General features: G+C 59.2%; 12 protein-coding genes. 3 read left to right on the plus strand and 9 right to left on the minus strand.

Features of this window, described 5'->3' with window-relative positions:
- Position 1: 1 nt before the first annotated feature.
- The 7 genes from ACR0MJ_RS10065 to ACR0MJ_RS10095 form a co-directional block, all read right to left on the minus strand.
- The gene (locus ACR0MJ_RS10065; RefSeq protein ID WP_480760866.1) at positions 2-1,645 is read right to left on the minus strand and encodes an amidohydrolase; all 1,644 of its coding nucleotides are present in this window, start codon (positions 1,643-1,645) and stop codon (positions 2-4) included.
- A gap of 3 nt (positions 1,646-1,648) precedes the next feature.
- The gene (locus ACR0MJ_RS10070) at positions 1,649-2,593 is read right to left on the minus strand and encodes an oligopeptide/dipeptide ABC transporter ATP-binding protein (RefSeq protein ID WP_480760867.1); all 945 of its coding nucleotides are present in this window, start codon (positions 2,591-2,593) and stop codon (positions 1,649-1,651) included.
- A complete protein-coding gene (locus ACR0MJ_RS10075; RefSeq protein WP_480760868.1) occupies positions 2,590-3,570 on the minus strand; it encodes an ABC transporter ATP-binding protein in 981 nt (326 codons plus the stop codon). Before ACR0MJ_RS10075 ends, ACR0MJ_RS10070 begins: the two co-directional genes overlap by 4 nt.
- Entirely contained in the window at positions 3,567-4,424 is an 858-nt protein-coding gene (locus tag ACR0MJ_RS10080; protein WP_170394253.1) for an ABC transporter permease, read from the minus strand. Before ACR0MJ_RS10080 ends, ACR0MJ_RS10075 begins: the two co-directional genes overlap by 4 nt.
- 11 nt (positions 4,425-4,435) lie before the next feature.
- Complete coding sequence (locus tag ACR0MJ_RS10085; protein WP_170422950.1) at positions 4,436-5,374, minus strand: ABC transporter permease; 939 nt, start codon at positions 5,372-5,374, stop codon at positions 4,436-4,438.
- 86 nt (positions 5,375-5,460) lie between these two features.
- Positions 5,461-7,026: an ABC transporter substrate-binding protein gene (locus ACR0MJ_RS10090; protein WP_480760869.1), complete on the minus strand. Its 1,566-nt coding sequence runs from the start codon at positions 7,024-7,026 to the stop codon at positions 5,461-5,463.
- A gap of 25 nt (positions 7,027-7,051) precedes the next feature.
- On the minus strand, positions 7,052-9,028 hold the full coding sequence (locus ACR0MJ_RS10095) for a CocE/NonD family hydrolase (RefSeq protein ID WP_480760870.1): 1,977 nt from the start codon (positions 9,026-9,028) through the stop codon (positions 7,052-7,054).
- A gap of 131 nt (positions 9,029-9,159) precedes the next feature.
- On the opposite strand from ACR0MJ_RS10095, the gene ACR0MJ_RS10100 reads away from it, so the two are divergent.
- A complete protein-coding gene (locus ACR0MJ_RS10100; protein WP_170635892.1) occupies positions 9,160-9,963 on the plus strand; it encodes a helix-turn-helix domain-containing protein in 804 nt (267 codons plus the stop codon).
- 65 nt (positions 9,964-10,028) lie between these two features.
- Here the strand turns inward: ACR0MJ_RS10100 and ACR0MJ_RS10105 are convergent, their stop codons facing one another.
- The gene (locus ACR0MJ_RS10105) at positions 10,029-11,066 is read right to left on the minus strand and encodes a zinc-dependent alcohol dehydrogenase family protein (RefSeq protein ID WP_480591661.1); all 1,038 of its coding nucleotides are present in this window, start codon (positions 11,064-11,066) and stop codon (positions 10,029-10,031) included.
- A 270-nt stretch (positions 11,067-11,336) separates the two neighbouring features.
- Between ACR0MJ_RS10105 and ACR0MJ_RS10110 the strand changes: the two genes are divergently transcribed.
- On the plus strand, positions 11,337-24,662 hold the full coding sequence (locus ACR0MJ_RS10110; protein WP_480760871.1) for a hypothetical protein: 13,326 nt from the start codon (positions 11,337-11,339) through the stop codon (positions 24,660-24,662).
- Positions 24,663-24,680: 18 nt separating this feature from the next.
- A complete protein-coding gene (locus tag ACR0MJ_RS10115) occupies positions 24,681-25,160 on the plus strand; it encodes an invasion associated locus B family protein (protein ID WP_170407630.1) in 480 nt (159 codons plus the stop codon).
- A 173-nt stretch (positions 25,161-25,333) separates the two neighbouring features.
- Here the strand turns inward: ACR0MJ_RS10115 and ACR0MJ_RS10120 are convergent, their stop codons facing one another.
- Positions 25,334-26,695: an aminotransferase class III-fold pyridoxal phosphate-dependent enzyme gene (locus tag ACR0MJ_RS10120; protein WP_480760872.1), complete on the minus strand. Its 1,362-nt coding sequence runs from the start codon at positions 26,693-26,695 to the stop codon at positions 25,334-25,336.
- Positions 26,696-26,697: the final 2 nt, after the last annotated feature.

The raw sequence follows: 26,697 nt of genomic DNA on the forward strand, positions 1-26,697 counted from the left end.
TTTAAAATTCCAGTTCTTTTCTGGATTTGGTGGCGCCAAACACAATCTGTCCTCGCCGGATGGTTGCAACAATTGATGTGTCGAGTAGTCGTTCAGGATCATCTAGGGGATTGCGAGAAAGGATGGCGAAATCTGCCAGTTTTCCGGGCTCAATCGAACCGCGCTCATCTTCTTTAAACACTTGCCACGCCGCATCGATAGTTTGTGCCCGAAGCGCAGACAGTACGCTGACCCTTTCCTTTTCACCCAGTTGCCGGCCGGATGCAGTCAGTCGATTCACCGCGCAATGCGCCAGATGGATTGGCCGCGTTGGCGTAACCGACGCGTCATTGTGGATCGTATAGCGTACACCGTATCGTTCCGCAGTTGCGGCTGGCGAAATCCGTTCAGCGCGCTCCGGGCCGAGGAAGGTATCGTAATGTCGGTCCCCCCAGAAATGCACATGTGCTGAAAAAAAACTGACAGTTATTCCAAGCCGCGCCATGCGGTCCAGTTGATCGTCGCGCAGAACCTGGCCGTGGACGATTGTATGGCGGTGATCGTCTCGCGGATGCGCTAACAAGGCCTTGTCCACCGCATCGATGAACATCTCGGCCCCGGCATCCCCGTTGCAATGGCAGTGGATCTGAAACCCCATAGCGTGTAGGCGGAGAACCTCGGAATCCATGTCGACCTGCGTGGCATAGATCATGCCACAGGGGTGATCGGGGTCCAGCGACTTGTGGTAGGGCGCAGACAGATAGGCAGTCTGTAACTGGAATGCGCCATCGGTAAACAGCTTGCGCGCACCCAGCGTAAAATGTGGGTTGCCGGGCCAGTTATTGTCGATCCAGCCCTGGCTCAGAGCCGGTTCCAGATCGGCAATTGGCAATAATTCCAAATCAATGCCGGGATCCTGATCGGCACGAAGGCTGGCAAAGTGGTCGAGCATAACCTGCGATGCCCAAGCGTTCTGTGCATAAGTTACTCCGTGGGACAAATACTCATCACGGCAGGCGTTGAACCCTTGCCAGAACCTGTCCCGGTCGATCAGAAAATCAGTGTCGCCCATTTCGCCCATGGCCGACAGCCCTTCGACCAGCCCCGTCAGGGCGCCGGTATCGGGGTCGCGGCCATAACGCCCTCCGGTCGGGTCCGGGGTGTCGCGATTGACGCCATGCAGCTTCAGCGCCATCGAATTGGCCACGCCATTGTGACCCGAAGCATGCAGAACCCAGATTGGATGCGCCGTTGAGACATCATCCAGTTCGGCCCGGGTAGGCATGCGGCCTTCTGAAATGGCGGTGTTGTCGAACAAAACGCCCATCACCCAATCGCCCTCGGGCGTCTCTTCGGCCCGGCAGCGCAGCTTTTCCAAAGTTTGCGCCATATCCATACACGCGCCGCGTGGAGGTGATGCAAGATCAACCCGAAACAGCTGGATGAAGCCGGGATCTGGGAAGTGGCCGTGCGAGTCGAAGAAGGCTGGGATCAGGGTCTGGCCAGCTAGGTCATATACACCCGCATCGGATGACATCTGCCGCCGCAGCGTTGCTTCGTCCCCCACCGCAATGATGACATCGTCCCGCACCAACACCGCCTCGGGTCGGGAATTGTCGGCGTCCATCGTCAGGATGGGACCGCCGAAATAGAGTGTTTCCCTCATCCTTTAGTGACCCGGAGCAGGCGCACCCGACAAGGGTGCGAGACAGCGCAGCCCGTGGCCCGCCGCAACCTCCCATTGCGGTGTCTGTGTGCAGATGTCTTTGGCAAACGGGCATCTTTCGCGGAACTCACAGCCCGACGGACGTTGCAAGAGGCTGGGCGGCTCACCTTTGAGCGCGATCCGTTCAAGGCGCGCATCGGGGTCCGGCTCGGGGTTGGCGCTGAGCAGGCAGCGGGTATAGGGGTGGCGCGGATCGTCGAAGATCGCCTCTGTCGTGCCTTCCTCGACCAGTCGACCCAGATACATAATGCCCATGCGGTCTGCCACGTGGCGCACCACGTTCAGGTTGTGGGTGATGATCACCATCGCCAGGCCCAGGCGTTCCCGCAGGTCATTGAGCAGGTTCAGCAGCTCACCCTGTACCGAGACATCCAGCCCCGCCGTTGGTTCATCCGCCAGGATCAGTTTCGGCTCCAGCGCCAAAGCGCGGGCAACACCAACCCGTCGTGCCTGGCCACCGGACAATTGATAGGGGTAGCGGTCCGCGAAATGCACCGGCAGGTTCACCATTTCCAGCAGACGCTTGGCCTCGGCATCCAGATCGCGATCTTTCATGCCCTGAATGCGATAGGGTTCCGTGATCAGGCTTCGGATTGTCAGGCGTGGTGACAAGCTGCCCACAGGGTCCTGAAACATCATCGCCATGTCCTTGCGCAGCGGACGCATTACCCGTTCCGGCGCGCCCCGAATCTCCCGCGAGTCAAACACGACCGAACCGGCTTGCGCCGGGGCCAGACCAGCAATCGCACGGATGACAGTTGTCTTGCCCGAGCCGCTCTCGCCGACAAGCGCATAGGTTTCGCCAGCTTCGACCTCAAAACTGACGCCAGCCAGCACGTTGACAGGGCCATAGCTGGTTTGCAGGTCGTGGACGATCAGCAGGCTCATGTCGCGGCCTCCTCATGGTTCAGCCAGCAGGCGGCGTGATGCCCTTCTTTCAGAAGATCCAAGGGGGGAACGTCCATTGCACAGCGCGGCATCGCCTGGTCGCAGCGGTCGCGGAAGATACATCCACCGGGCAGGTTGGCCAGATCGGGTACTTCGCCCGGAATGGTTGGCAGGACCCGTGCGCGTTCCTTGATATGGCCCGGGTCACAGTCGATTAGACGGCGTGTGTAAGGGTGCTTGGGATTGTGAAAAATCTCGCGCACTTCACCGCTTTCGACGACGGCGCCTGCGTACATCACAACCACTCGGTCGCACAGTTCCGCGATCACACCCAGATGGTGCGAAATAAATAGGATGGCGCAATGGAATTCGCGCTGCAGCTCTTTCAGGCGTTCGATGATCTGCACCTCAAGCGTGGCGTCCAGCGCGGTGGTCGGCTCATCCGCGATCAGCAGGTCGGGTTTCGACATCAACGCCATGGCAATCGCGATCCGCTGCCGCATCCCGCCCGAGAACTCATGCGGGAACTGCTTTAACCGCGCCTCTGGGTCCGGGATACCGACAGCCCCCAGCATCTTTGCCGCATTGGCCAGTTTTTCCTGCTTACTAGCCTTGGACCGGTGCTGAATATCGACCATCTGCTGGCCAATGGTCAGAACCGGATTGTGGGTCTGCATCGGGTCCTGAAAGATGATCGAGATATCGGCCCCGCGCAGATCACGCATCCTGCGTTCAGGCACTTGCAACAGATCCTGCCCCTTAAAGCGTATTTCGCCTTGCCGGAACCGCGTGTTCGGTGCGGTCAGCCGCAGGATCGACGAGATCAAGGTTGATTTTCCGCAACCAGACTCACCGACAATACCCACGATTTCACCTTTGCGGATGTCAAAGGTGATATCCCGCAATGCCTTGAGATCTCCGCGTGCCGTTTCATAATCGACGCTGAGGTTCTCGATTTCCAGAAGAGTTTCGGTCATCGCTGTTTCCTCAGTTTGGGATCAACCACGTCGCGCAGGGATTCCCCTAAAAACGTAAAGCCCAGGGTTGCCAGAATGATCGGCAGACCGCCGCCCACCACCAGCCAAGGTGTCTGTCGGATCAGGGAATACCCGTCCTTCAGAAGTGCGCCCCAACTGGGGGTTGGGGGCTTCACGCCAAGCCCGAGAAAGGACAGCCCCGCCTCAAGCGCGATTACCGTCGGGATGTCCATAGCAGCCAGGACGGCCAAAACCCCCACGATATTTGGTAGCATGTGCACACCCAAGATGCGGGCCATGCTGGCCCCCATCGACCGCTCGGCCAGAATGAACTCGGAATTGCGCAACGTCAGGGTCTGCGTTCGCGCCACACGGCCATAGGTTGGGATCGAAGTCGCCATCACCACGAACACAACCGTTTGCAAACTGGGACCGACCAGGGCCACAACGGCCAGCGCGAACATCACGGTTGGGAAGGATCGGATGGTGTCAAAGAACAACATCAACAGGTTGTCGAGCCATTTTGGCCCATACCCCGCAATCATTCCCAAGGTTAGGCCAATTACCATCGCACCAAAGACCGCAGGCAAGGCGACTTTCAACGCAACCTGACCGCCGGCAATCACGCGGGAAAACGTATCGCGGCCAAGTTGGTCCGTACCCAGAAGGTGCTCGGCAGACGGGCCTTGCAACCGGGCTTTGATATCCATGGCCACAGGATCATAGGGCACAATCCAATAGGCGAAAATCGCACAGAAGACGATGGTGCCGACAATGACCAAACCAATCAGACCCAGAGGGTCGCGGGCGACGCCGACAATGATCTGACCAAGTTCAGAACGAGATTTTTCCATTTCGGCTTTCCTCAATGCGCTTGTCTAGCGCGTGGGTCGAGCCACGCATTGATCAGATCCGCCAGTGCGGTCGACACGACGAACAAACCGGTTGAGATCAGAACCGAGCCCATGACAATCGGGTAATTGCGGGTGGTTATGCTGTCGATCACCAGCTTGCCCAGACCCGGGCGCGCGAACACTATTTCGGCGAATACGGCCGAACTCAGCAGGAAACCCATGCCGACGCCGATCACCGTGACAACCGGAAGAATGGCGATACGCAAGGCATAAACCATCACCACGCGGCGCTCTGCGATACCGAAGGCACGTGCGGTCCGAACGTGGTTTTCGCCTAAGACTTCCAACATCGAGGCGCGCACCAACCGCGCGATGTAGCCCACCCAGCTTAGCCCGATGGCAAAGGCGGGCAAAACGAGGTGATCAATGCGACCCCAGAAGCCTTCGCCCGCGCCGATGGCTGGAAACCACTGAAGATGCACGGCAAAGACCAATAGCGACAGAAGTGCTACGACAAAGGCGGGTGCTGCAACAAAACTGACCGAAATCGCCGCCGCAATGCGATCGATCAGAGTGTTCGGATGGGCGGCGGCATATGCCCCAAGTGCAATTCCCAAAGTGGCGGACCACAGGATCGACGCAAAGATCAGTTCCAGAGTGTAGGGTAGCTGCTGAAACACGATATCTGTCACGGACCGGCCCGAGAATACGTCGATTCCCAGATCGCCACGGACCAGGTTTCCATAGAATATGACCAGCTGTTTCCAGATTGGTTGATCCAGCGCCAACGCAGCGGTGAGCTGGGCCTGAAGCTCAGGTGTTGCGCGTGGCCCCAACATGATCTGGACCGGGTCCCCGGGGACGGCGCGGATCATCAGGAACATGACGGTAACCGCCACGAACAGGATAAGCAGCGCTAGCCCGAAGCGGCGGGTTGCAAACTTCAACATGAAAAGCTGGCTCCTTTTGGATGGGTGGCGAGCTGTTTTGTCCGGCGGGCGTCAAACCCCGCCGGACATAGCCGACCTTGGGGAGGTCAGGTCGCCTTGCCGAAGTACCGCAGCAGTGCCAGACCGTCGGGTCTTAGCGCGGGGGTGACACGCGCCGAATGAATCACCGGTGTCGCCTCGTGGGTGATAAAGCGGTAGGCACCACTTTCTTCCATCAGATCCTGCGCCCGCTGATACATCTCAGCGCGTTTGGCCACATCCGCTTCCTTGAATGCCGAGTTGTGAATTTCGTCAAATTCAGCCTTGCTGAACCGCTCCCAGTTCCAGATGCCGACCTGTTCGGTGGTGAACCAGGCCGTCGCATAATATGGATCGGGGGTCATCGAGAAGCGGTTCAGAACCAGTTGCAGGTTCTCGTTGTCTCCGCTTGCCCAGAATGCACCGGATTCCAGTACGTTGACTTCGACCGTGATCCCGATCTGCGCCAGAGTTGCCTGAATGATCTGAGCCGTCGTGGTGAAAGTGGTCTTGTTCAGCGTGTCCAACGTAAGCGTCACATTGGTCTCGCCAGATTCCGCCAGCAATTGCGCCGCTTTCTCGAAGTTTGCCGCCGGAGGGACCAGAGATTGCGGGCGGTGGCCCGCAAGGCCAGGTGCGATGATGCCTGTCGAGGGTTCAGCGGCTCCAAAATAGGCCGCCTCTAGGATGCTTGGTACGTCGACTGCATGTTGAATCGCCTGACGCAGTTTTGGGTTCTGAAGCTTGGGGTGATCCAGATTCATGCCCAACCAGACATAGAACAGTGAGGGTTTCTCGACCAAAGATCCGCCATTCGGAACACCGGCCCGATAGCGTTCGACCGATCCCAGCGAAACCCGAGTCATGTCCAGTTCGCCCGCCTCAAAGGCGATCTCGGCGGTGTTTTCGTCGTCGATCGGCAGGATTTCGATTGTGTCCCATGTTGGTGCGTCACCCTTCCAATCCGGGTTGCGCTTAAGCACGGTTTTCTCTTTGGGTGACCAGCTGTCCCGCAGATAAGGGCCGGATTCAGCGACCGGATCAGCCCCGATGCGGCCCCCTGCGGCCTCGACCGCAGCTTTCGAGACGATGTTGCCGGTTATGTAGGGCAGGGCGATCGACCAAATCGGAGCAAACGGCTCGTTCAGAACGATGGTACCTTCGCGTTCGCTGCTCACTTCGACATGGCTGAACGGACCCAAATCGGGCTTGTTCGGGCTTTCGGTCGCATCGTCCACGATGCGCTCCATGCTGAATTTCACGTCTTCAGCGGTCATCGCACCGAAGCCATTGGTGAAACCGATATCATCGCGTAGGGCGAACTTGATATGGGTCGGGTCAACCTGCTCGATCATCGCCGCCGCATCCAGCTGCCAACCCCATTCCTCGCCGGGCTTGTATTGGATCAACTTGTTGTAAATCGAGGCATGCACTTCTTCTTCGACAACACCGACGGAATGTGCGGGGTCCATGTTCTGGGCATCACCGTAGGCGCGCACCCGCAACACCCCGTCATCAGCGGCGAAGGCGCGATTGGCCCAGCTTGCAGGCAGCGCGGATGCCGCCCCAAGCGCAGTTGCCCCTTTCAAGAAGCCCCTGCGCCCGACATTTGCTTTTGTCCATTCGATTTTCATGATGTTCTCCCTTGGGTCAGATCGTTTACAGAAGCCTGCGCGGGATGGTTTCGTTCCATTCCTTTGTCAGAACTTCTGTTTTGTCCGCGCCTTCGGTGGCGCGCAGTTTTCGATGCAGATAGAAATTCTCGACGTCACAGGTCATCGCGTTTTCGGTGCTGATCTCGACCTGCCATTCGTCCCTCTCGAACGTGAAACGCCAGCCCGCCGTGAATTGCGCGGTCGCTGGGTCATCGGGATGGATCGCATAGCGCATGGCGACGTGGCTTCCGACGATCAGGCCGTGGCCGGGGTCCTGTGCTTTGCCGTAGTCGTCGAATGTCTCAAGTACGACGGTTCCGTCCGCTTCGATGCGCCGTTCGGATCGGCCCGACGGCGCGCGCAGCTCGGTGCTTTGCAAAGTCGGATAATCCTGCGCTGGTCCGGGATGTGCAGGATCAGCTTCCTCAGACATCGTCCGAACCGGCAAATACAGCGCCGAACCTTGCAGTTGCAACGTTACCTCTGCCGCTTCTGGCGCGGGCCAAACGATTGGCCAGTAAGCGGTAGACAGCGCAAGACGCAGGATATGACCGGGTTTCACGCGATGCGCGCACTCATTTAGTGCAATTTCCGCACTGTAAACTTGACCGGGAACCAACGCTTCAGGGGTCTCGTGGCTCTTGTAGTGCGTCAGGTTCAGCGCCCGATAGGTGATCCGCTGAGAAACCCCATCCGGGGCGACATCACATAATCGCGCAATCAGTTGGGCTACCGGTCTGTCCACGGTGAAGGACAGTTTCAGTCGCGCCCGTCCAAGCAGTTCAAGCGGCTTGTCCAGCGGTGCCGTATCGAAACAAAGCGACAGTGCGTCATCGGCTGCTTGATCTTCGGCCAACTCATTGTCGATCCGCATGCCCGGGCAGAAATACCCGCCAGCCTGTCCGATATGGGCCGGATTCGATACGGCTGTCTCGGCCGTAGTGGCGACGTCGGAAAACCCACCCAATCCCAAATGCCAGACTTCATCGCTGACATTGGGCGACGGCCATTCTGTCTCGGCGATCCAGCGGCCCTGCCTGGGTTTGTTCTTTTTGCTCGGGCCAAAATGATCCTGCATATAGGTTCGGTAGGCGGGCAGGTCTTCGGCGCCATTCTGCTGCCCCTTCAGCCAGCGATCAAACCAGCCGATCACCTCGGAGTGGAAATCCCCAGCCTCTAGTTTCGAGATATGCGGATAGCGGTGCTCCCATGGTCCGATCAGCGCTTTTGACGGCACGGCCAGATTTGCTGCCAGCGCTGGCGGAGCGTTGACATATGCATCCGACCAACCCGTTATCGCAAGAACCGGAGCTTGAATCGCCGACCAATCCTCGCAAACCGAGCCATGTTTCCAGAACGCGCTGCGCGTTGGATGACGCAGCCAATCGGCTGCTGAGAATGGTACATTCTCAAGTCGGGCAAGCCAGTCTTCTCGCCAATCAGATCGCAGCTCGGGGTCTGCGGGCCGTGTCAAATAGGCAAACATCTGACTGCCCCAGTTGATATTGTCGCTTAACAGGCAGCCGCCCATGAAGTGTATGTCATCGGCGTACCGATCCACGGTCGAGGCAACACTGACCACCGCCTTGAGCTCGGGCGGATGGCGAAAGGCCAGCTGCAGCCCATTGAACCCTCCCCAGGAGATACCGATCATCCCAATGTTTCCGTCGCACCAGTTTTGTGCGGCGATCCAACTCAGAACGGCTTCACCATCGCAGAGTTCCTGTTCCGAATACTCGTCGTCGAACTGCCCCTCGCTATCACCGGTTCCGGCAATGTCGACGCGGATGCAGGCGTATCCTGCCTCGGCAAATACTGGATGAGTGGTGGCATCTCGCGGCGCAGTTCCATCCCGTTTGCGATAGGGGAGGTATTCCAGAATGGCGGGTGACGGCCCGGTTTCGGGCAACCAAATTCGTGCAGCCAGTTTCCGACCATCCGGCAGGGGGATCCAGGTGTTTTCGATGATTTTTGTGGACATTCGGAGCGAGGTCCCGTTGTTGCGTTTGGTACAGCCAACCCGCATTCCGAAAATTATTGAACTGAGCTACTTTACGCGCTTTTATTCAATCTTTAGCATTATAGCGTCAAAACGCGAAAGAAATGACGCTTATGTCCGAAAGTTTTTCCGCAAATTTACGGTCTTTGTGCGCCGAGCGAGGCAATATCTCGCAGGTCTGTCGAGAAATCGGCCTGAACAGGCAGCAGTTTAATCGCTACCTCAACGGCGAAAGCTTGCCATCAGCCCACAACCTGCGCCGTATCGCTCGGTATTTCGATCTGCCTGAGGCGCAGCTTTTTGCGCCTCGGGCGGATTTTGAAGAAACATTGAAAGACTCGATCGTCCGTCGGAAAGAAACTCCTGCCAGCTTGTTTGTTAAGCCGTACAGTGATCAGGTGAAGAATCTCAGACGCTATGTGGGCTTCTATCATTCTTTCTTTTGCACCCCGTCTTGGCAGGGGCGCATTTTTTGTTCTCTGATCCGACTTAAGGAGGTGGATGGCGTCGTGACGATCCGCTCGCACGAAAACGCCACGTCCCCGGACAAAAGCGTTCGGCAGATTTCGCGCTACGAAGGGCTGGTTGCCCTGCGCGGTAACAGGATCTTCGCCACCGAACATGAAAGCGGCAAGGAAGGAAGCATTGCGCAGACCATCCTTTATTCCGCGCATCGCCAACAGCTAAAATACTTGCGTGGCATGACAATGGGTGTGGCTTGGCGGCCGTTTCCACACCCTTATGCGGCGAAAACAATCTGGAAACGGCTTGATGAGCGCATTACCGCCCGTGAAGCGCTCACAGCCTGCGGTGTCTATTCAGAACAGAGTAAATCAATCGACCTGGCGGTCCGAAAGTACCTTTTGGGATCAGGCGATGCCCATTTTTCAGCGATACCAACAGAACTTGCCAATTGAGTGATGCATTTTGAAATCGCCGTTTAGTGGCGCCATTTTCGCACGGGGCGGATCCTGTTTGTGACTCAGAACCTTGTGATGACCGTCGCACCGATTGAGGTAAACTTATCCATCCCTATCAAGGCCTTGGGCGCGTCTTCCAGGCTGATTTTTTCCCCCACCAACCGGGCCGGATCCAACTTGCCATTTTTAATCATGTCGAGCATCGCGCCATAGCGATGCGCCTGCATCCCGTGCGAACCAAGCAATTCGATCTCTTGTCCTACGATCTTTGGCATGGGTACTGCTGGCGAAGCGTGATCACCCAGCATCAGACCGACCTGAATGTGCTTGCCGCGCGGACGCAGGCAGAGGATTGAGTTGGTCATAGTGACGGGATGACCCAATGCGTCGATTGACACATGGGAGCCGCCTTTGGTGATTTCGCGGATCGCTTCGGGAACATCAGCATCTGTACCGTTAATGGTCGCAACTGCACCCAGTTCTTGCGCAAGTTCGAGTCTGGCTTCGTCTAGATCAACCCCGATGACATTGGCCCCGACGGCGGCAGCAATCATAACGGCTGACAGACCGACCCCACCGCAGCCATGCACGGCAACCCATTGACCGGCCGAGACCCTTCCCTGATCGACGACCGCGCGGAATGAAGTGGCAAACCTGCAGCCAAGGCTGGCGGCGGTTGCAAATTCCATGGTTTCAGGCAGCGCGACCAAATTAAGGTCAGCCTGATGAATTGGCACATATTCCGCGAAACTGCCCCAATGGGTAAAGCCGGGTTGCTCTTGATACAGACAGACTTGCTGATGCCCTGCGTGACATTCGCTGCACGTTCCGCAGCCGCAGACGAAAGGCACGGTTACCTTGTCGCCAACTTTCCAGTTCTTTACATCCCGTCCGACGGCTTCGACCACGCCAGCCAACTCATGACCGGGTATGTGAGGCAGCTCGATATCACTGTCATGCCCCATCCACCCGTGCCAATCGCTGCGACAAACGCCGGTGGCTTCGACCTTCAGAACAACGCCATGAATATCGGGTGCAGGGTCGTCGACAGTGACAACCTTGGGGGTTTGTTGGAACTTCTCGAACAGGACAGCCTTCATAGTGTGCTCTTTCATTTTTTCGAAAAGTTGTGTGAACCTAAACCAACTCAGCCGAACTGATCCAGCCATAGGGATGAACCCAGGTTGTGGCATTTTAGCACTATTTTAACCAAATCCAGTTTTAGACAAATTTAAGAAATCCACTCTCCTTAAACTTGCGCATATCTTTCTTTAGGTGGTGATGGGGAAATTCCCAAAAGCAATGTGTTGCTTTTGGGTGCTGCTCTTCTTTGCCTTCTGTGCTGGTGAATTGGGTTGTAGGGTCTCAAGGTGTCAAAGTTTTCAAACCTGCTGTTTGCGCTTTCTATTTTTCTATTTAATTCAACACCTTTGCTTGCCGCGCCGACTGCAGATTCAATTGTTGGAGACACTGTTAACAACCCTGTGACTGGTCTGGATACGACAGTCACTGCACTGATCGTGGATCCCGCTTCAACACCTACAGCCGGGACGACGGCTTTTGTTGAGACGGCGGATGGCTATGTGTTTCTCGTCAAAGATGCCGGCGATACAATTTATAACTCCGACAATCCTCCACTGGCATTTGAGATTGTATCCATAACGGGAACAACGGCTCAGATCAGTAATTCTGGTGCGACCGGAACGGCCAGCTTGTCCACCCAGCTGACCCTGTCTCAGTACAACAGCAACTTCAACAGTTCGGGTACTCCTGGCTCTGTCACCCCGCCGGTGAACGTCTCCGGACCCAACGGTGTGAGCCAGGTCGTTTACGGGCGAGATGGCAGCAATGGGCGCGATGGTGCGCTTGTTGTGCCACCAAGTTCAGGTGGAAACGGTGCCGATGGCCCAACCCAGACACAAACCCTGAGCGGGAATGTCAACGCAACCAGCAATGTCGGTTGGCAAGTGGGTAGCGTTGGCGGTGACGGTGGTCAGGGCGGCGACTCGTACCTGAGCTTTTGGGACGGGCGCGATGGCGGCGACGGCGGGGAAGGCGGCACGGTAAACGCAACACAATCCTCCAGCAGCACGATCCAGACATCGGGCGACGGCTATGACGGTATATTTGCGTTCAGCCGCAGCGGCGAGGCTGGTGATGGTGGCAGCGGCTTCGCGGCTCCGGGTGGGGGCACCGGTGGCCACTCGGCAGATGGTGGCGATGTAACCATTACGCAGCGGGGTGACATTTCTACGTCCGGCGACTCGGCTGATGGCATCTATGCGCTGAGCGTTTCGAACAACGGCGGTAATGGTGGGTCACAATGGGGGCTGGTTGGCTCGTCCGGTAACGGAGGCTATGGCGGTAGCGGTGGCACCGTAACGGTAAACACGACCTCAAGCGGTAGCATCTTGACGACCGGCGACTATGCGAACGGTATTTACGCCCAATCCATCGGCGGTTCGGGGGGGGCAGCGGGGACAAGTGGCAACTTGTTGGTTTCGCTCATTGGCGGGGCCGATAATGGCGGAAATGGAGGCAGGGTTAACGTCTCGCATGGTGGCGCGATTGAAACACAAGGTGATTTCGCGCGCGGTATTGTTGCCCAGTCCATCGGCGGCGGCGGTGGTTCGGGCGGAACTGCAGGCGGTCTGGTATCACTTTCTCTTGGTGGTGTGGGCTCGAACGGCGGTAGCGGGGACGCGGTGAATGTCACTGTGCAAGGTTCGGGAAGCATCCTGACTTCGGGCATTGGGGCTGACGGTGTCATGGCGCAATCCATCGGCGGCAGCGGCGGAACCGGTGCAAATTCATATGGGCTTGTTGCGATTGGTGGCACAGGGTCTCGGGGTGGAACGGGCGCTGCGGTGAGCGTCAGCAACTACGGGCGTATTGTAACCGAAGACGACAACGCCCGCGGGATTATCGCGCAATCCATCGGCGGCGGTGGCGGTGACGGCGGCTCGTCCGGCGGAATGGTCTCGGTCGGTGGCAATGGCAGCGGCGGTGGCAGCGGGTCCACTGTGACGATCGTGAATGACGGGATCATCACCACTTCGGGTGATGATGCGATGGGTATTCTGGCCCAGTCGATTGGTGGCGGTGGCGGCAATGGTGGTTCGTCCGGTTCGGTAGGTGCGTTTGTCGGGGTAGCCATCGGTGGTGATGGCGGGGCCGGAGGGACCGGTGGCAATGTCAACGTAACCTTATCCAACACCGATGGCAGCCAGCCGTCGGCTATCCGGACTTCGGGCGCGCGCTCGGCAGGTGTATTTGCACAATCCGTCGGCGGCGGTGGCGGCAACGGTGGCGGAGCGGTCTCGGTTGCGGTTGGCGCATTTGGCGCGGCATCGGTCTCGGTTGGTGGGTCCGCTGGCAATGGTGGCAACGGTGGGACGGTCACGCTTAGCGGCAGCGGTTCAGCTTCGGTGCAGACCGGAGGCGACGACTCGGTTGGGGTGATGCTGCAATCTGTTGGCGGTGGCGGCGGCAATGGTGGCTATGCGGTATCTGTCGCAGCCTCTGGAGGTCCGGTATCGGGTTCGCTGGCTGTTGGGGTTGGCGGTGACGGTGGTACGGGCGGCACGGGTGGTCCGGTCACGGTTGGCCAGTTCGATGGTGGTGGCGTCGCAACAGCAGCTGGGTTTGAAGGCACTGTCGTCACGACCGGAAACCGATCGACAGGCATGCTGTTCCAGTCCGTCGGCGGGGGTGGTGGCAATGGTGGTTTGGCGGTCGCTGCGACCGGTGGCGCCTCGGCTCTGTTTTCGGGCAACGTATCAGTTGGAATTGGCGGCAAGGCCGGCAGTGCGGGCAATGGTGGACTTGTTCAGGTCTATACCAATGCTGACGTGACCACGACTGGCACAAGCTCCAGCGCGATTATCGCGCAATCCGTTGGCGGCGGTGGCGGTAATGGTGGTGGAAGCATCGCGGCCGGTATCAGCGCAAGCGGAGGCGCTGCGGTCGGGATCAACGTTGGTGTCGGCGGAGATGGTGGTGGTGCCGGTATCGGTGGCAACGTCACTTTGCGTGCCGGTGGGACCTCAATCGAAACCAGTGGCGCATTCTCCAGCGGTGTCGTTGCGCAATCCGTTGGCGGCGGCGGTGGTAATGGTGGTTATGCCATCGGTGCCAGTGCCGATATTGCGGGCGGCGCTGCCGGGTCTATCAGTGTAGGCCTCGGCGGTAAAGCTGGCGGTGGAGGTGCGGGCGGTACAGTGACGGCCCAAGTTGATGCGGATGTCACAACCCGTGGGGACGATGCCGGTGCGGTCGTGGTGCAATCCATCGGCGGTGGCGGTGGCAATGGCGGCTTCAGCGTCGCTGCTGGCTTGGCGGCCGGCGGTGGCGGTGCCGGAACGATTGGAGTCGGACTTGGCGGCGACGGAGGCAGCGGCGGCATAGGCGGTACGGTAACCGGCGTGCGCGTCAACGGCGACGTTCGGACCGAAGGTGCACGCTCGACGGCTGTCGTTATTCAATCCATCGGCGGTGGCGGTGGTAATGGTGGTTTCAATGTCACCGCCGGAGTGGCAGCGGCAGGAGCCGGTGCTGGGTCAATTGGCGTCGGGCTCGGCGGCAACGGCGATACAGGCGGCAATGGCGGCGTGGTTGAAGGTCAGGTTGCAGGAAACGTCACAACAGTGTCCGAAGGTTCAGGCGGCGTAGTTTTCCAATCCATCGGCGGCGGTGGTGGCAATGGTGGCTTCAACGTGACGGCCGGTGTTGCCGGTGCGGGGGCAGGTGGCGGTGCCGTCACCGTAGGCCTTGGTGGCGACGGCTCAGGAGGTGGAATCGGTCAATCGGTGACAGGTCGAGTCACAGGCACCGTAAGCACCGGCGGCGCGGACTCAACTGCCGTTCTGGCACAGTCCGTTGGCGGCGGCGGTGGCAATGGTGCTTTTAATGTTAGCGCGTCACTTGCAGGGGCTGGGGTTGCGAGCGGTGCAGTTTCAGTTGGCCTTGGCGGCGACGCAGGTACGGGCTCGACGGGTGGCACAGTCAATCTGACGACTACAAATACGATTGTAACTGTCGGGGACCGTTCTTCAGGCGTCGTCGCCCAATCCATCGGCGGTGGTGGCGGCAATGGTGGGTTTAATATCTCGGGGACCGGCGCCGGTGCAGGTACTGCAAGCGGTGCGGTCAGCGTCGGGCTTGGTGGAACGGGCGCAGGTGGCGGTAATGGCGGGTCGGTTACGCTAAGATCCAGTGGGACAATTCTGACGCAAGGCGACTCGGCGACAGCATTCCTCGCGCAGTCCATCGGCGGTGGCGGAGGTAACGGCGGGTTTAACGTCAGCGCATCGGTTCAGGGATCGGGCACTGCAGGGGCTGGCGTCTCGGTCGGATTGGGTGGCAACGGCGGCGGTGGAGGCGATGGCAGCACGGTCGATGCCACATCGAACAATGCGGTTGAAACGCAGGGGGATCAGTCCTCGGGCGTCGTAGCGCAATCCATCGGTGGCGGAGGCGGCAATGGTGGGTTCAACGTAGCCCCGGTTCTGTCGGGTGCAGGTACAGCCAGTGGTGCGGTGAGTGTAGGACTGGGTGGTTCAGGTGATACCGGCGGCAATGGCGGCATTGTCACGCTGACCTCGAATGGCACCATCATGACGGATGGCTTCGCCTCAAGCGGGTTTGTTGCGCAGTCGCTTGGCGGTGGCGGTGGTAACGGCGGGTTCAATGTCTCGCCCACCGTGTCCGGGGCTGGAACGGGTGCGGGATCGGTTTCGGTTGGTCTGGGCGGCTCAGGGTCCGCCGGGGGTGACGGCAGTTTGGTGACGGCCAGCACAACAGCTAACGTGGTGACCCGAGGGGGTGCTTCGGTGGGTATACTCGCGCAGTCCGTTGGTGGCGGCGGTGGTAATGGTGGCTTCAATGTCTCACCGGCTTTGGCTGGGGCCGGCACCGGATCGGGCGCGATCAGCGTTGGCCTGGGTGGGTCCGGTGGCAGTGGCGGCACGGGGGGTGTTGTTGGCCTGACGGTTGCCAATAGTGTTCAAACCGAAGGTGCGCAATCCAGCGCAGTTGTGGCGCAATCAATCGGCGGCGGCGGCGGCAATGGCGGGTTCAACGTTTCTGCTTCCATCGGTGGCGCAGGTACGGGTTCTGGCGCTGCGGCAGTTGGCTTGGGCGGTCGTGGAACTGGCGGCGGTGACGCCTCGGCGGTCACGGCGAATGTAACCGGGAATCTGATCACGCAAGGTGAAACCTCCAGCGGTCTCTTGGCACAATCTGTCGGCGGTGGCGGCGGTAATGGTGGCATGAACGTCTCGGTCGCAGTGGCCGCGGCGGGCACCGGATCAGGTGGCGCGTCAGTAGGCCTTGGCGGCGCGTCCGGCACCGGTGGCAACGGAGGCACAGTTGAAGCCACATTGAACGGCAACGTTTCGACACAAGGCGATGAATCCGGCGGGGTGATCGTGCAGAGCCTTGGCGGCGGTGGTGGCAATGGAGGCATGAATGTTTCCGCCACAGTCACTGTTGCCGGAACCGGCAGCGGCGGTGCGTCTGTCGGTCTTGGCGGCAGCGGTGGCGACGGGGGCGATGCGGATACGGCCGAAGGCACGGTCGTGGGCAATGTCACCACTTCAGGAGACAATTCAGGCGGCGTTTTGGTGCAATCTGCTGCAGGCGGCGGTGGCAATGGTGGGCTGAATGTATCAGCCGCCGTGAACATCTCGGGCACCGGAGGCGGCGCCGTTGGGGTTGGCATCGGTGGCTCGGGTGGCGATGGCGGTGCTGCGAGCGCGGCGACGGGGTCGGTCACCGGCGATGTCACTACAAGTGGTGAGAACGCGACGGGCGTTCTGGTCCAATCCGTTGGCGGCGGCGGCGGTAATGGCGGCGTCAACATATCGGGCGCTCTGAGCATCGCACGCACTGGATCGGGTGCGGCAGGTATCGGCGTGGGCGGCTTCGGCGGCAGTGGCGGGACCAGCGGGGTAGTCGACAACACGTTCTCGGGCAATGTGAGCACCTCGGGTCCGCGGTCGGCAGGTATTATCGCACAAAGCCTTGGCGGAGGTGGCGGCAATGGCGCCACAAACATTTCCGGGGCCATTTCTGTAGCCAGCAACTATTCCGGCGGTTTGGGAATCGGCGTCGGCGGCTTTGGCGGGGATGGTGGTGCGGCAGATAACGTCACGCAGCGGGTCACCGGAGATGTCATGACAACCGGTGATGACTCGGTCGGCATTCTGACGCAAAGCCTCGGCGGCGGTGGTGGCAACGGCGGCACCAACATCTCGGCAGCGTTGTCTCTGTCCCGATCAGCCAATGCGGCGGTCGGAATCGGTGTGGGCGGTTTTGGCGGCGGCGGCGCTGATGCCGGAGCTTTGGTGCAATCGACAATCACCGGGGGAGTAACCACAACAGGTGATCGCAGCACCGGGATCCTGGCACAGAGCCTTGGCGGCGGTGGTGGCAACGGCGGCACTAATATCTCGGCCTCGTTGGGTATCAGCCAGGAAAATGGCGGCTCGGTCAGTCTGGGCGTTGGCGGCTTCGGTGGCGGGGCGGGTAACGCTGGTGAAGTGAACAGCACATTGCGCTCAAGAACGGACAGCAGTGGCACAACTTCGGTGGTAACCACTGGCGTAGACAGTATTGGTGTCATGGCCCAGTCGGTCGGCGGCGGCGGCGGTAACGGCGGTCTGAACGTTTCTGGCGCTGTCAATCTCACCGGCAAATCCGGTGCAGCGGTTGCCCTGGGACTTGGTGGCTTTGGTGGCGGTGGTGGCAATGCCGATGCGGTCACGTTGGATGTTCAAAGCGATGTAGTGACGGCGGGCGACGGATCACATGGTCTGTTTGCGCAAAGCCTTGGTGGCGGTGGCGGCACCGGGGGCGTGAATATTTCGGGCACTCTGGCGCTGACTAAACCATCGGGGTCGGACACGATCTTTTCGGTTTCAGCGGGTGTTGGCGGCTTTGGCGGGGCTGGCGGTGACGCAAGTGACGTCGATCTGGACTATACCGGCAATGTGCAGGCCGTTCCGATGGTCGAGCAACCGGATGGAACATTCGCTGTTGATGAAAGCAAAGGAGCCAGTGGCATCATTGCTCAGTCGCTTGGCGGCGGCGGCGGTGACGGTGGTACGAACGTCTCGGGCGGCCTCGCGATCAGCGGCAAACCCGGCGCAGGCCAGACAGATAGCAGCAAATCCTACGCGGTTGTCGTGGGCGTCGGGGGCTTTGGTGGCGGCGGTGGAGACGCCGGAAATGTCGATGTGAACATTGGCGCAGGCAGTACGATCACAGCTCACGGCACTGGCCAATCCGGCCTGCTGGCCCAATCCGTTGGCGGCGGCGGTGGCAACGGTGGTCTGAACGTGTCAGGCGGGATCGTATCCGACAGCTCTCTGATCGTGGGCGTCGGTGGTTTCGCAGGCGATGGCGGCCAGGCCGGAGACGTCACGGTCACCTCGCAAGCGGATATTACGGTTACAACGAACCCGGACGATATATCGAGCCCCAACACAACGACCTTCGAAGACAAACTGCGCGATTTCCTGGGCGACTCGATCGTAGATGAGACCGAGGAATTGGCGTCGAACTTCGGGTTGGAACGCCTGTTCATCGACATGGGTGTCTTCAACGAAGAAAAACCCGATACCGATGGCTCGGCGGGTCTGCTGGCACAGTCCATCGGCGGAGGCGGCGGCAATGGCGGTCTGAATGTCTCGGGCGGTATTGCGCTCAGCAAAGATGGCAAGATCCCTTCGGTTACGTTTGGCGTCGGAGGCTTTGGCGGTGACGGCAATGTCTCGGGCAATGTGGGCGTCAATCACGCGGGAACTGTGTCAGTCGCCGGCAACTGGAAACATGGAGTTTTGGCCCAGTCGATCGCAGGCGGCGGTGGCAACGGTGCTTTGAACGTGACCGGGCAGCTGAACTATGGCGACTCCAACAACTCGGACGGCAAAACGGATCTGAGCATTGTGGGCGGCCTTGGCGGCCACGGAGGTACTGGTGCGGATGCGGGTGACGTGTCGGTCACTCAGACCGGCAACATCGCAACAAATGGCTATCACGCGCGCGGAATCTTTGCCCAGAGCATCGGCGGCGGCGGTGGCACTGGCGGCATCAATGCAACCTTTGTTGGTACTAAGGACAGCTCACCGATCGCGATGGGGATCGGCGGCTTTGGCGGCGGTGGCGGCGATGCGGGTGACGTGACCGTCGCGCGTGGCACAGCGGCCCTTGCTGCGGGGACAATCACGACCGATGGCGTTGGATCGCACGGTATCGAGGCGTCGAGCATTGGCGGCGGCGGCGGCGATGCCGGGATCAACGCAGTTGTGGGTATCAGCAAGACCACCGGCAATCAAAGTAACGGCGGCACCGGCGATTCCACGGATCGCAAGACACCGACCAATACCGGCGTCGATGACTCGGTCATCGCCAACTACAACGCGGTTTTGGATGAGCTTGAAGGCAAGGTGAACCCTGCAGATTCCTCGGGCAACAAAACCGGAGTGTCGGCGGTGGTTGCCATCGGTGGCGATGCAGGTACGGCAGGGGACGGTGGCGAGGTCGATGTTGACCACTATGGTGATATCGTCACCTTGCAAGATGGCAGCCACGGTGTGTTTGGGCAATCCATCGGCGGTGGCGGCGGCAACGCCGCCTTGAACCTCGGCATGACCTATGAGCTTGCCTCCGACGCGACCAACAAAGGCTTTGGCTTGGCTATTGGCGGCGGCACGGGTGAGGGCGGCATCGGTGGTTCGGTGGATGTGCGCAATACAGGCGACCTCGCGACCTCGGGCGCAGATTCCCATGGTCTGTTTGCGCAGTCAGTTGGCGGCGGCGGCGGCAATGCTGGCTACAATTCGGCATCAACGTCGGTTGATGGCGGCAATGTAAACATCCAGATCGGCCGCACGGGTGGAACCGGGGGCAGCGGTGGGGACGTCTATGCCAGCTCGAACGGCGCGATCAGCACGACGGGCAACCGGTCTTATGGCTTCTTTGCACAGTCCATCGGCAATGGCGGGGGTAACTCGTCATCAACTTCGGTCAGCATCGGCACCCCGAAATCCGGCGACAGCAAAGGCAACAAAGCCAGCCTGTCAGTCGGGCTTGAAGGCGGTACGGGTGGCGCAGCAGGCGATGTGACTTCTGTGGTGGCGGGCACTGTTGTCACACAGGGCGATGACGCACATGGCGTATTTGCCCAGTCCGTTGGCGGCGGCGGCGGCAATGGTGGCAAGGCCAGCAACTCGGCTGGCAAGGGTACTTCAATTGCCTTGTCCATCGGTGGTACCGGCGGCACCGGAGGCGTTGGTGGCACGGTGGACGTGACCAACACTGCCCAGATCGCAACGTTAGGAGATCGCTCGATTGGGCTGATGGCGCAATCCATCGGTGGCGCAGGCGGAACTGGCGGCATGGTACAGGCCGGACAATCGAACCTCGATACCATCAAAGCTGTGGTCAACCCGTCCACAGTCGGCACCACAGCATCGATCAACATAGGCGGTACCGGTGGGGACGGTATGACCTCGGACATCGTTACCGTAGTGAGTGACGGAATAATCAGCACTGCAGGCACCATGGCCCATGGTATCTTTGCGCAGTCCGTCGGAGGCGGCGGCGGCATGGGTGGTGTCGTGGAAAACCGCATCATCAGCCTGCGTAAGGAGATTGGAAACACCGCGACATTGTCCATCGGCGGCAACGGCGGCTCGGGTGCGATGTCGGCGGCGGTATCTGTGACCAACCGGGACGTGATCCTGACCACGGGCGACAAGTCGGTGGGTATCTACGCGCAATCGGTCGGCGGTGGCGGTGGTGATGCACAGCAGGTTCGAAACATTATTCTGGGCCGGTCCTCGGAGGGGTCTACGACAAACGCGATCCTTATTGGTGGCACCGGCGGCACCGGTGGTTCTGGCAGTACAACCACTGTTGTGAACGAAGCCGATGGTACGATCGTGACCAGCGGAGCCGAAAGCCACGGTATCTTCGCACAGTCTGTCGGCGGTGGCGGCGGCAATGGCGGATCGACAATCTCGGTCGATGGTCGCTATGGCGGGGCCGAGGCGAGCACTCGGCGGGCGTTGCAGTTTGGCCTGGGTGGCTCGGGTGGTTCCGGTGGAACCGGAGGCAACGTGGCCGTCACAAATGCAGGTACGATCCTCACCATTGGTGCAGGTGCGCATGGCATCTTTGCTCAATCCGTTGGTGGCGGCGGCGGCAACGGTGGGAGTTCGATCACAGGGACTTTGCGGCTGAAGACGGGGGACAACAGCTCTCCGACCGCGCAGTTGAACATCGGTGGTTCGGGTGGCAGTGGCAATGCTGCCGGAAACTCGGTTGTCACCAATACCGGCGACATCCGCGTTGATGGCGAAGGTGCCTACGGTGTCTTCGCACAATCCGTTGGTGGCGGTGGTGGCAATGGTGGATTGGCCGTTGCGATGGATGTGAATGACCTCAAAAACACAATGACCGGCAAGTCATACTCGAAGATCGCCATTGGCGGTTCTGGTGGCGACGGGGCGGATGGTGGAGATGTCACGGTCAACCATACCGGTACGATTGTCGTGAACGCTGAAAACGGGTTCGGTATCTATGCCCAATCCGTTGGTGGCGGCGGCGGTAATGCGGGATATTCGGTATCGTCGCCCTTGGTCTCGGCGCTGGATTACACGATCTCTCATGTGTTGGGCGCGCGAGAAGGGACTACCGGATCGGTGGGAACCGCGACTGTCAATTCAACCGGTGACATTCTGGTGAATGGTGCTGGTAGCGAGGCCATCTTCGCACAATCCGTTAACGGCGGCGGCGGCAACTCCGAAACATCGGTCGACTTTACGACTGCGACGGCAAGCGCGGGTGGAACCGGCACTGTTTATATCAGTGACATCTCGCTGGGCGGTGATGATGTTTCGGGCACGGCGGGCAGCCAGGTTGCCCAGTCGCACGTCGGTAGCATAGCGACCACCAGCGACCGCTCGACAGGTCTGATGCTGCAGAGTGTTGGCGGCGGTGGTGGCACATCGGCCAACAACATCAGCCTTCAGGATGGCGACGGTATCGAGATTGATGCGCGTCTGGGCGCGATTGATACGAATGATGCAGCAGGTGGCGATGTGTTCGGCAGCCGGACGGGCGATGTCGGCACAGATGGTGCGTTTTCCTCGGCAGGTACGGCGCAATCTATTGGCGGCGGCGGCGGTAAGCTGGTGCTCAACAGCACGGGCACGGCTGATACCAATAGGTTTGCTTCGGTAATCCTGGGGTCCGATCCAAGCTTCCGCAACAACGGCGGTGATATCGATCTTGATCTGAATGGAGATGTCTTCACTAGCGGTGACCGGTCCTTTGGCCAAAGCGTTCAAAGCATCGGCGCGGGCGGTGGTGAAGCTGTCGTTGCTGGTCTTGGAGGCGTCGATGTGACCCTCGGGGCGCAGGACGATTCAACTGGAGATGGCGGCAACGTCGATTTCACCAATACCGGTGACGTAAACACAAGTGGTACCGGATCGCATGCGTTCGTGATCCAGAGCATCGGTGGCGGCGGTGGTCTTGTCACGACAGACCTGGACCCCAGCCAGGTGACCGTAAATCTGTCAGCTGCAAATGGCGGGGACGGCGGGGACATTCTGTTCTCGCAAACTGGTAACACGGTCACCAGCGGAGAGAATGCGATCGGTGTCGCCGCGCAGTCGTTGGGTGGTGGTGGCGGCATCGTCGATTCCATATTCCGGGGTGCCGCAGGTGGCGCCGGGTCGGGCGGTGCTATCGACATGACCCTGACCGGCAATGTCTTGTCGGTCGGCGACGGTGGCATTGGCGTCTTTGCACAATCCGAAGGCCGTGACGGTGCAGACGCGATTATGCTTGGGTTCGATGGTGTTGTCATGGGCGGCACCGGGCAAGCGAACTCGGTTGCCTCGATCATTGTCGAAGGAGGTACCGACAACACGCTGACCCTATCAGAAGTCACGGTGCTGATCGCGGGCAATAACCAACTGGTGAACGGCGGCGATGGCAATGAACAAATCACGCTGTCCGGACGCGCGCTTGGGAACCTCAACCTTGGTGACGGGACGAATGGCCTGACCGTGGAAGATGGTGCAACCTTCTATGTATTGGATACCGTGAATCTGGGCGACGCCGGGCTCATGCAGGTGGATGGCAACTTGGTTCTGGGCGCAAATTGGGGCGTCGACGGAGGCCTGACGGCTGCTGTTCAAGCGGATGATTTTTCCTTCACCGAAAATGTCAGCCAGACCACGAACGTGACCGGAAGTCTGGCCTTTGGCGGCACTGCGACTTCAACGTTCGACGTGTATTTCCGAACCACTGGCATATCGGGTGGAGACAGCGATCTGATCAATGTCACCGGGGATGCCACCATTGGTGGTACATTGGTGCCGCGGTTGAACACGCTCGAACGCGCATTGCCGCTTGTCATCATCAATCCCGATGGAACGGCCGCAGATGCTGGCACGACCATCCAGGACACTGTGGTTCTGGATTACTCCATTGGTTTGAACGGGGCGACGTCGGACGGCAGTTCGATCGATCTGGTGATCACACCAGACTATTCGACGCCTAGGATGAACTCCAACCAGACCGCGATCGGTGACTATATCAATGATGTACTGAACGGGCGGGGAACGTCCGAACAGGGCGAGCTTTTGGCGCTGATCGGGAACATGCAATCCGAGGCCGATGTGATCGCGGCCATTGAGAGCCTGTCGACAGCGGACTACGCCGCAGATGCGGTGGATGCGTATTATGGCACGCGGGTATTCGCGGATACGCTGCAAAACTGCGAACGCTACACCAATTACCAAGCCGGGGATGATCCGCGTAATTGTATCTGGTTTACCGGCGGCCGCTATTTCTTCGACCGCGAGCAGACCGGGATTTACAACGATCTGAACGTTAATAACACCAATTGGTCGGCGGGTGTCCGTCTGCCGGTGGGGGATGAGTTGTATGCAGGGTTTGCCCTGGGCTACGACCAGATCAGCCTGCAGAACGGATCGCAATACAATGCATCTGGCGATCGGTTCAATCTGGGTGCATCGCTGACCAAATACACAGGCGCGTGGGAGTTTGCGGCCATGCTGTCGGCAGGTTGGTCAAACTACGATACAAGCCGTGCAGGTGGGATCCGGGGCGTTTTGCCCAATGGCACAATTGTGGACACCGTTGGTGTCAGCGAGATCAAGCACAAGATGAACCACCAGAACCTGCGGCTCAGCCTGGCGTTTGATCAAAGACTTGGCGCTGGTGGAGCGTACCTGCGCCCCGAACTGGCCATCGATGCGACGCGGTTGGCGACGGAAAGCAATGGCGATGCCACTTTGTCAGGTATCGTCTTGCAGGACGACAACGAGATGATCTATTCGCTGACGCCGTCGATTGAGATCGGGACCGAGCAGATCCTGAGCGCCTCGCAGAAACTGCGTGCGAGCCTGCGCGCCGGTGCCATCCTCTCGTCTGACGACACGGTGTCGGTAACCGCTGGCTTCAGTGGGGCCAGCGCCGCCGACGGAGGGTTCGTGAATACCAGCTATATCGGTGACGCCCACGGCGTCGTGTCCGCGCGGTTGGGATTGTTTGCTTTGGATGACAGCAGCTTTATCAACCTGAGCCTGGACCATATGTTTGGAGACTCAACCGAAGCCCTGCAGGTTGGCATTGGCCTTGGGATACAATTCTAGTTTATGAGGAACAGCAGTATGAAAACTTGGATCTACGCTTTGGTGGCGTCGTTCGGTTTGACAACTCAACTTGGCGCACAGGAAAACGAAGCGCCATTGTGGTCGGTCAACTGCAGCAATCAGGTCAACGGAACTGAATTGATTTGTGAAATGACCCAGACCATTATCTTAACCGAGAACAATCAAAGGCTTGCCTCGATTGCGTTCGTCAAACCTGCCGGCAGAGACGAGATCGAAGCGGTGCTGACACTGCCATTTGGCCTGCTGTTCTCTGAAGGGCTGATTGCTAAAGTGGATGATGCCGAGATCGCGCGGCTGGATTTTCTAACCTGCGAAGCACAGGGTTGTTTTGCCCGTTCTCCTGTTTCTCAGGACTGGATGTCAAAGATGCGCGCTGGCAATCTGTTGAGTATTGAAAGCGTAAACCGGGTCGGCGATCCGATTTCCTTTGGTTTCGATCTGGCGGGATTTAGCAGAATATCCGATATGCTGCCGTGATTGCCTGGCCTTCCTTCCAGAAGGCCGCACAGGCCTTCTTGGTTAGCAACGCGTAGAAGGGTCTGACCAGAGCGTTCATTTTGTGATTGCACTCGCAACGAGCGGAGGCTGCGGCGTAGGGCTATGTGATGGCTTTGGATTTCCGAGATGCGAGCGTTCGCGCCGACTAGTTCTCAGAGACACTCCCGGTCGGCGATGTCGAGGGTGCGGTCCAGAATCGCCAGCCCTGTAATCAGGTCGTCTTCACTGATGTTGAGCGGTGGGGTCAGGCGGATCACGTTCGAGAAGAATGACAGGTAGAGGCCTTCGTTCATCGCAAAGCTCATCATCTCGCTCATGGGTCTGGCGTCTTCGCCTTTGGCGGCAAATGGCACCAGCGGTTCGCGAGTGTCGCGGTTCTTGACCAGTTCGATGCCGTTGAACATGCCCTTGCCGCGAATATCCCCGATCGAGGGGTGTTTCTTTGCCAGCTTGCGCAGCTCTGCGCGCATCTTTTCACCCATCGCAGTGGCATGGTCCAGCGTGCCTTCTTCCTGCATGGCACGGATCGCGGCGACGCCTGAGGCGCAGGCAAGGGGATGGCCAGCATAGGTCAGACCCCCGGGTAGCGGGGTGTCGCGCAGCCAATCATGCAATTCGGTACTGACGGACATTGTGCCAAGCGGGACGTAGCCCGAGTTAATGCCTTTGGCCGAGGTGATGATGTCCGGTTGAACACCCCAGTGATCCACAGCGAACCATTTCCCGGTCCGGCCAAACCCGGCCATGACCTCATCCGCGATCAGTAGGATGCCATATTTCTCGCAGGTTGCCTTAATAGATTGCAGATATCCGTTGGGTGGCACGATGATCCCGTTTGTGCCGACAATAGGTTCCAGAATGACAGCGGCCACGGTGTTGGGGTTTTCATACATCAGGATTTCTTCCAGATGCGGCCCGCCTTGGGCGACCGGGCACTGGGCCGGGTCTTTGTGGCCTGTTGGTAACCGATAGACGTAAGGATCAAGCATCCGCACGATGCCCGGCATATCGGCGCGGGTCAGATGGTGGCGCGGGTCGCCAGTCAGCGATAGCGTGCCACCGGTTGCCCCGTGGTAGGAACGGTAGCGGGCAATGATCTTTGTCCGACCGGTGTAATGCCGCGCCAAACGGATCGCGGTTTCATTGGCGGCGGACCCTCCTGTTGTAAAAAAGGTTGATGAGATGTTGGCAGGTGTGATCTCGGTCATGATTGCCGCGAGTTCTGATCGAACATCCGAGCCCATGGCCGGGCCGATATAACAAAGCTTGTCCGCCTGATCCTTAATCGCTTGTACGATCTTGGGGTGCTGATGACCCATATTGGCGTTCACCAGCTGGCTTTGAAAATCGAGGTAGCGCTTGCCATCGCTGTCCCAGAACCAGCTGCCCTGAGCGCCGGTTATGACACGCGGGCGGCTGCCCTGTTTCGACCAGCTTTGCAGATAATGATCCGCATGCATGTCTTTGACCCACTCGGGATCATGTGAAGGATAGGCGTTGCTGAAGTCTTCCATGA

It is taken from the genome of Ruegeria sp. C6, from assembly GCF_056537625.1.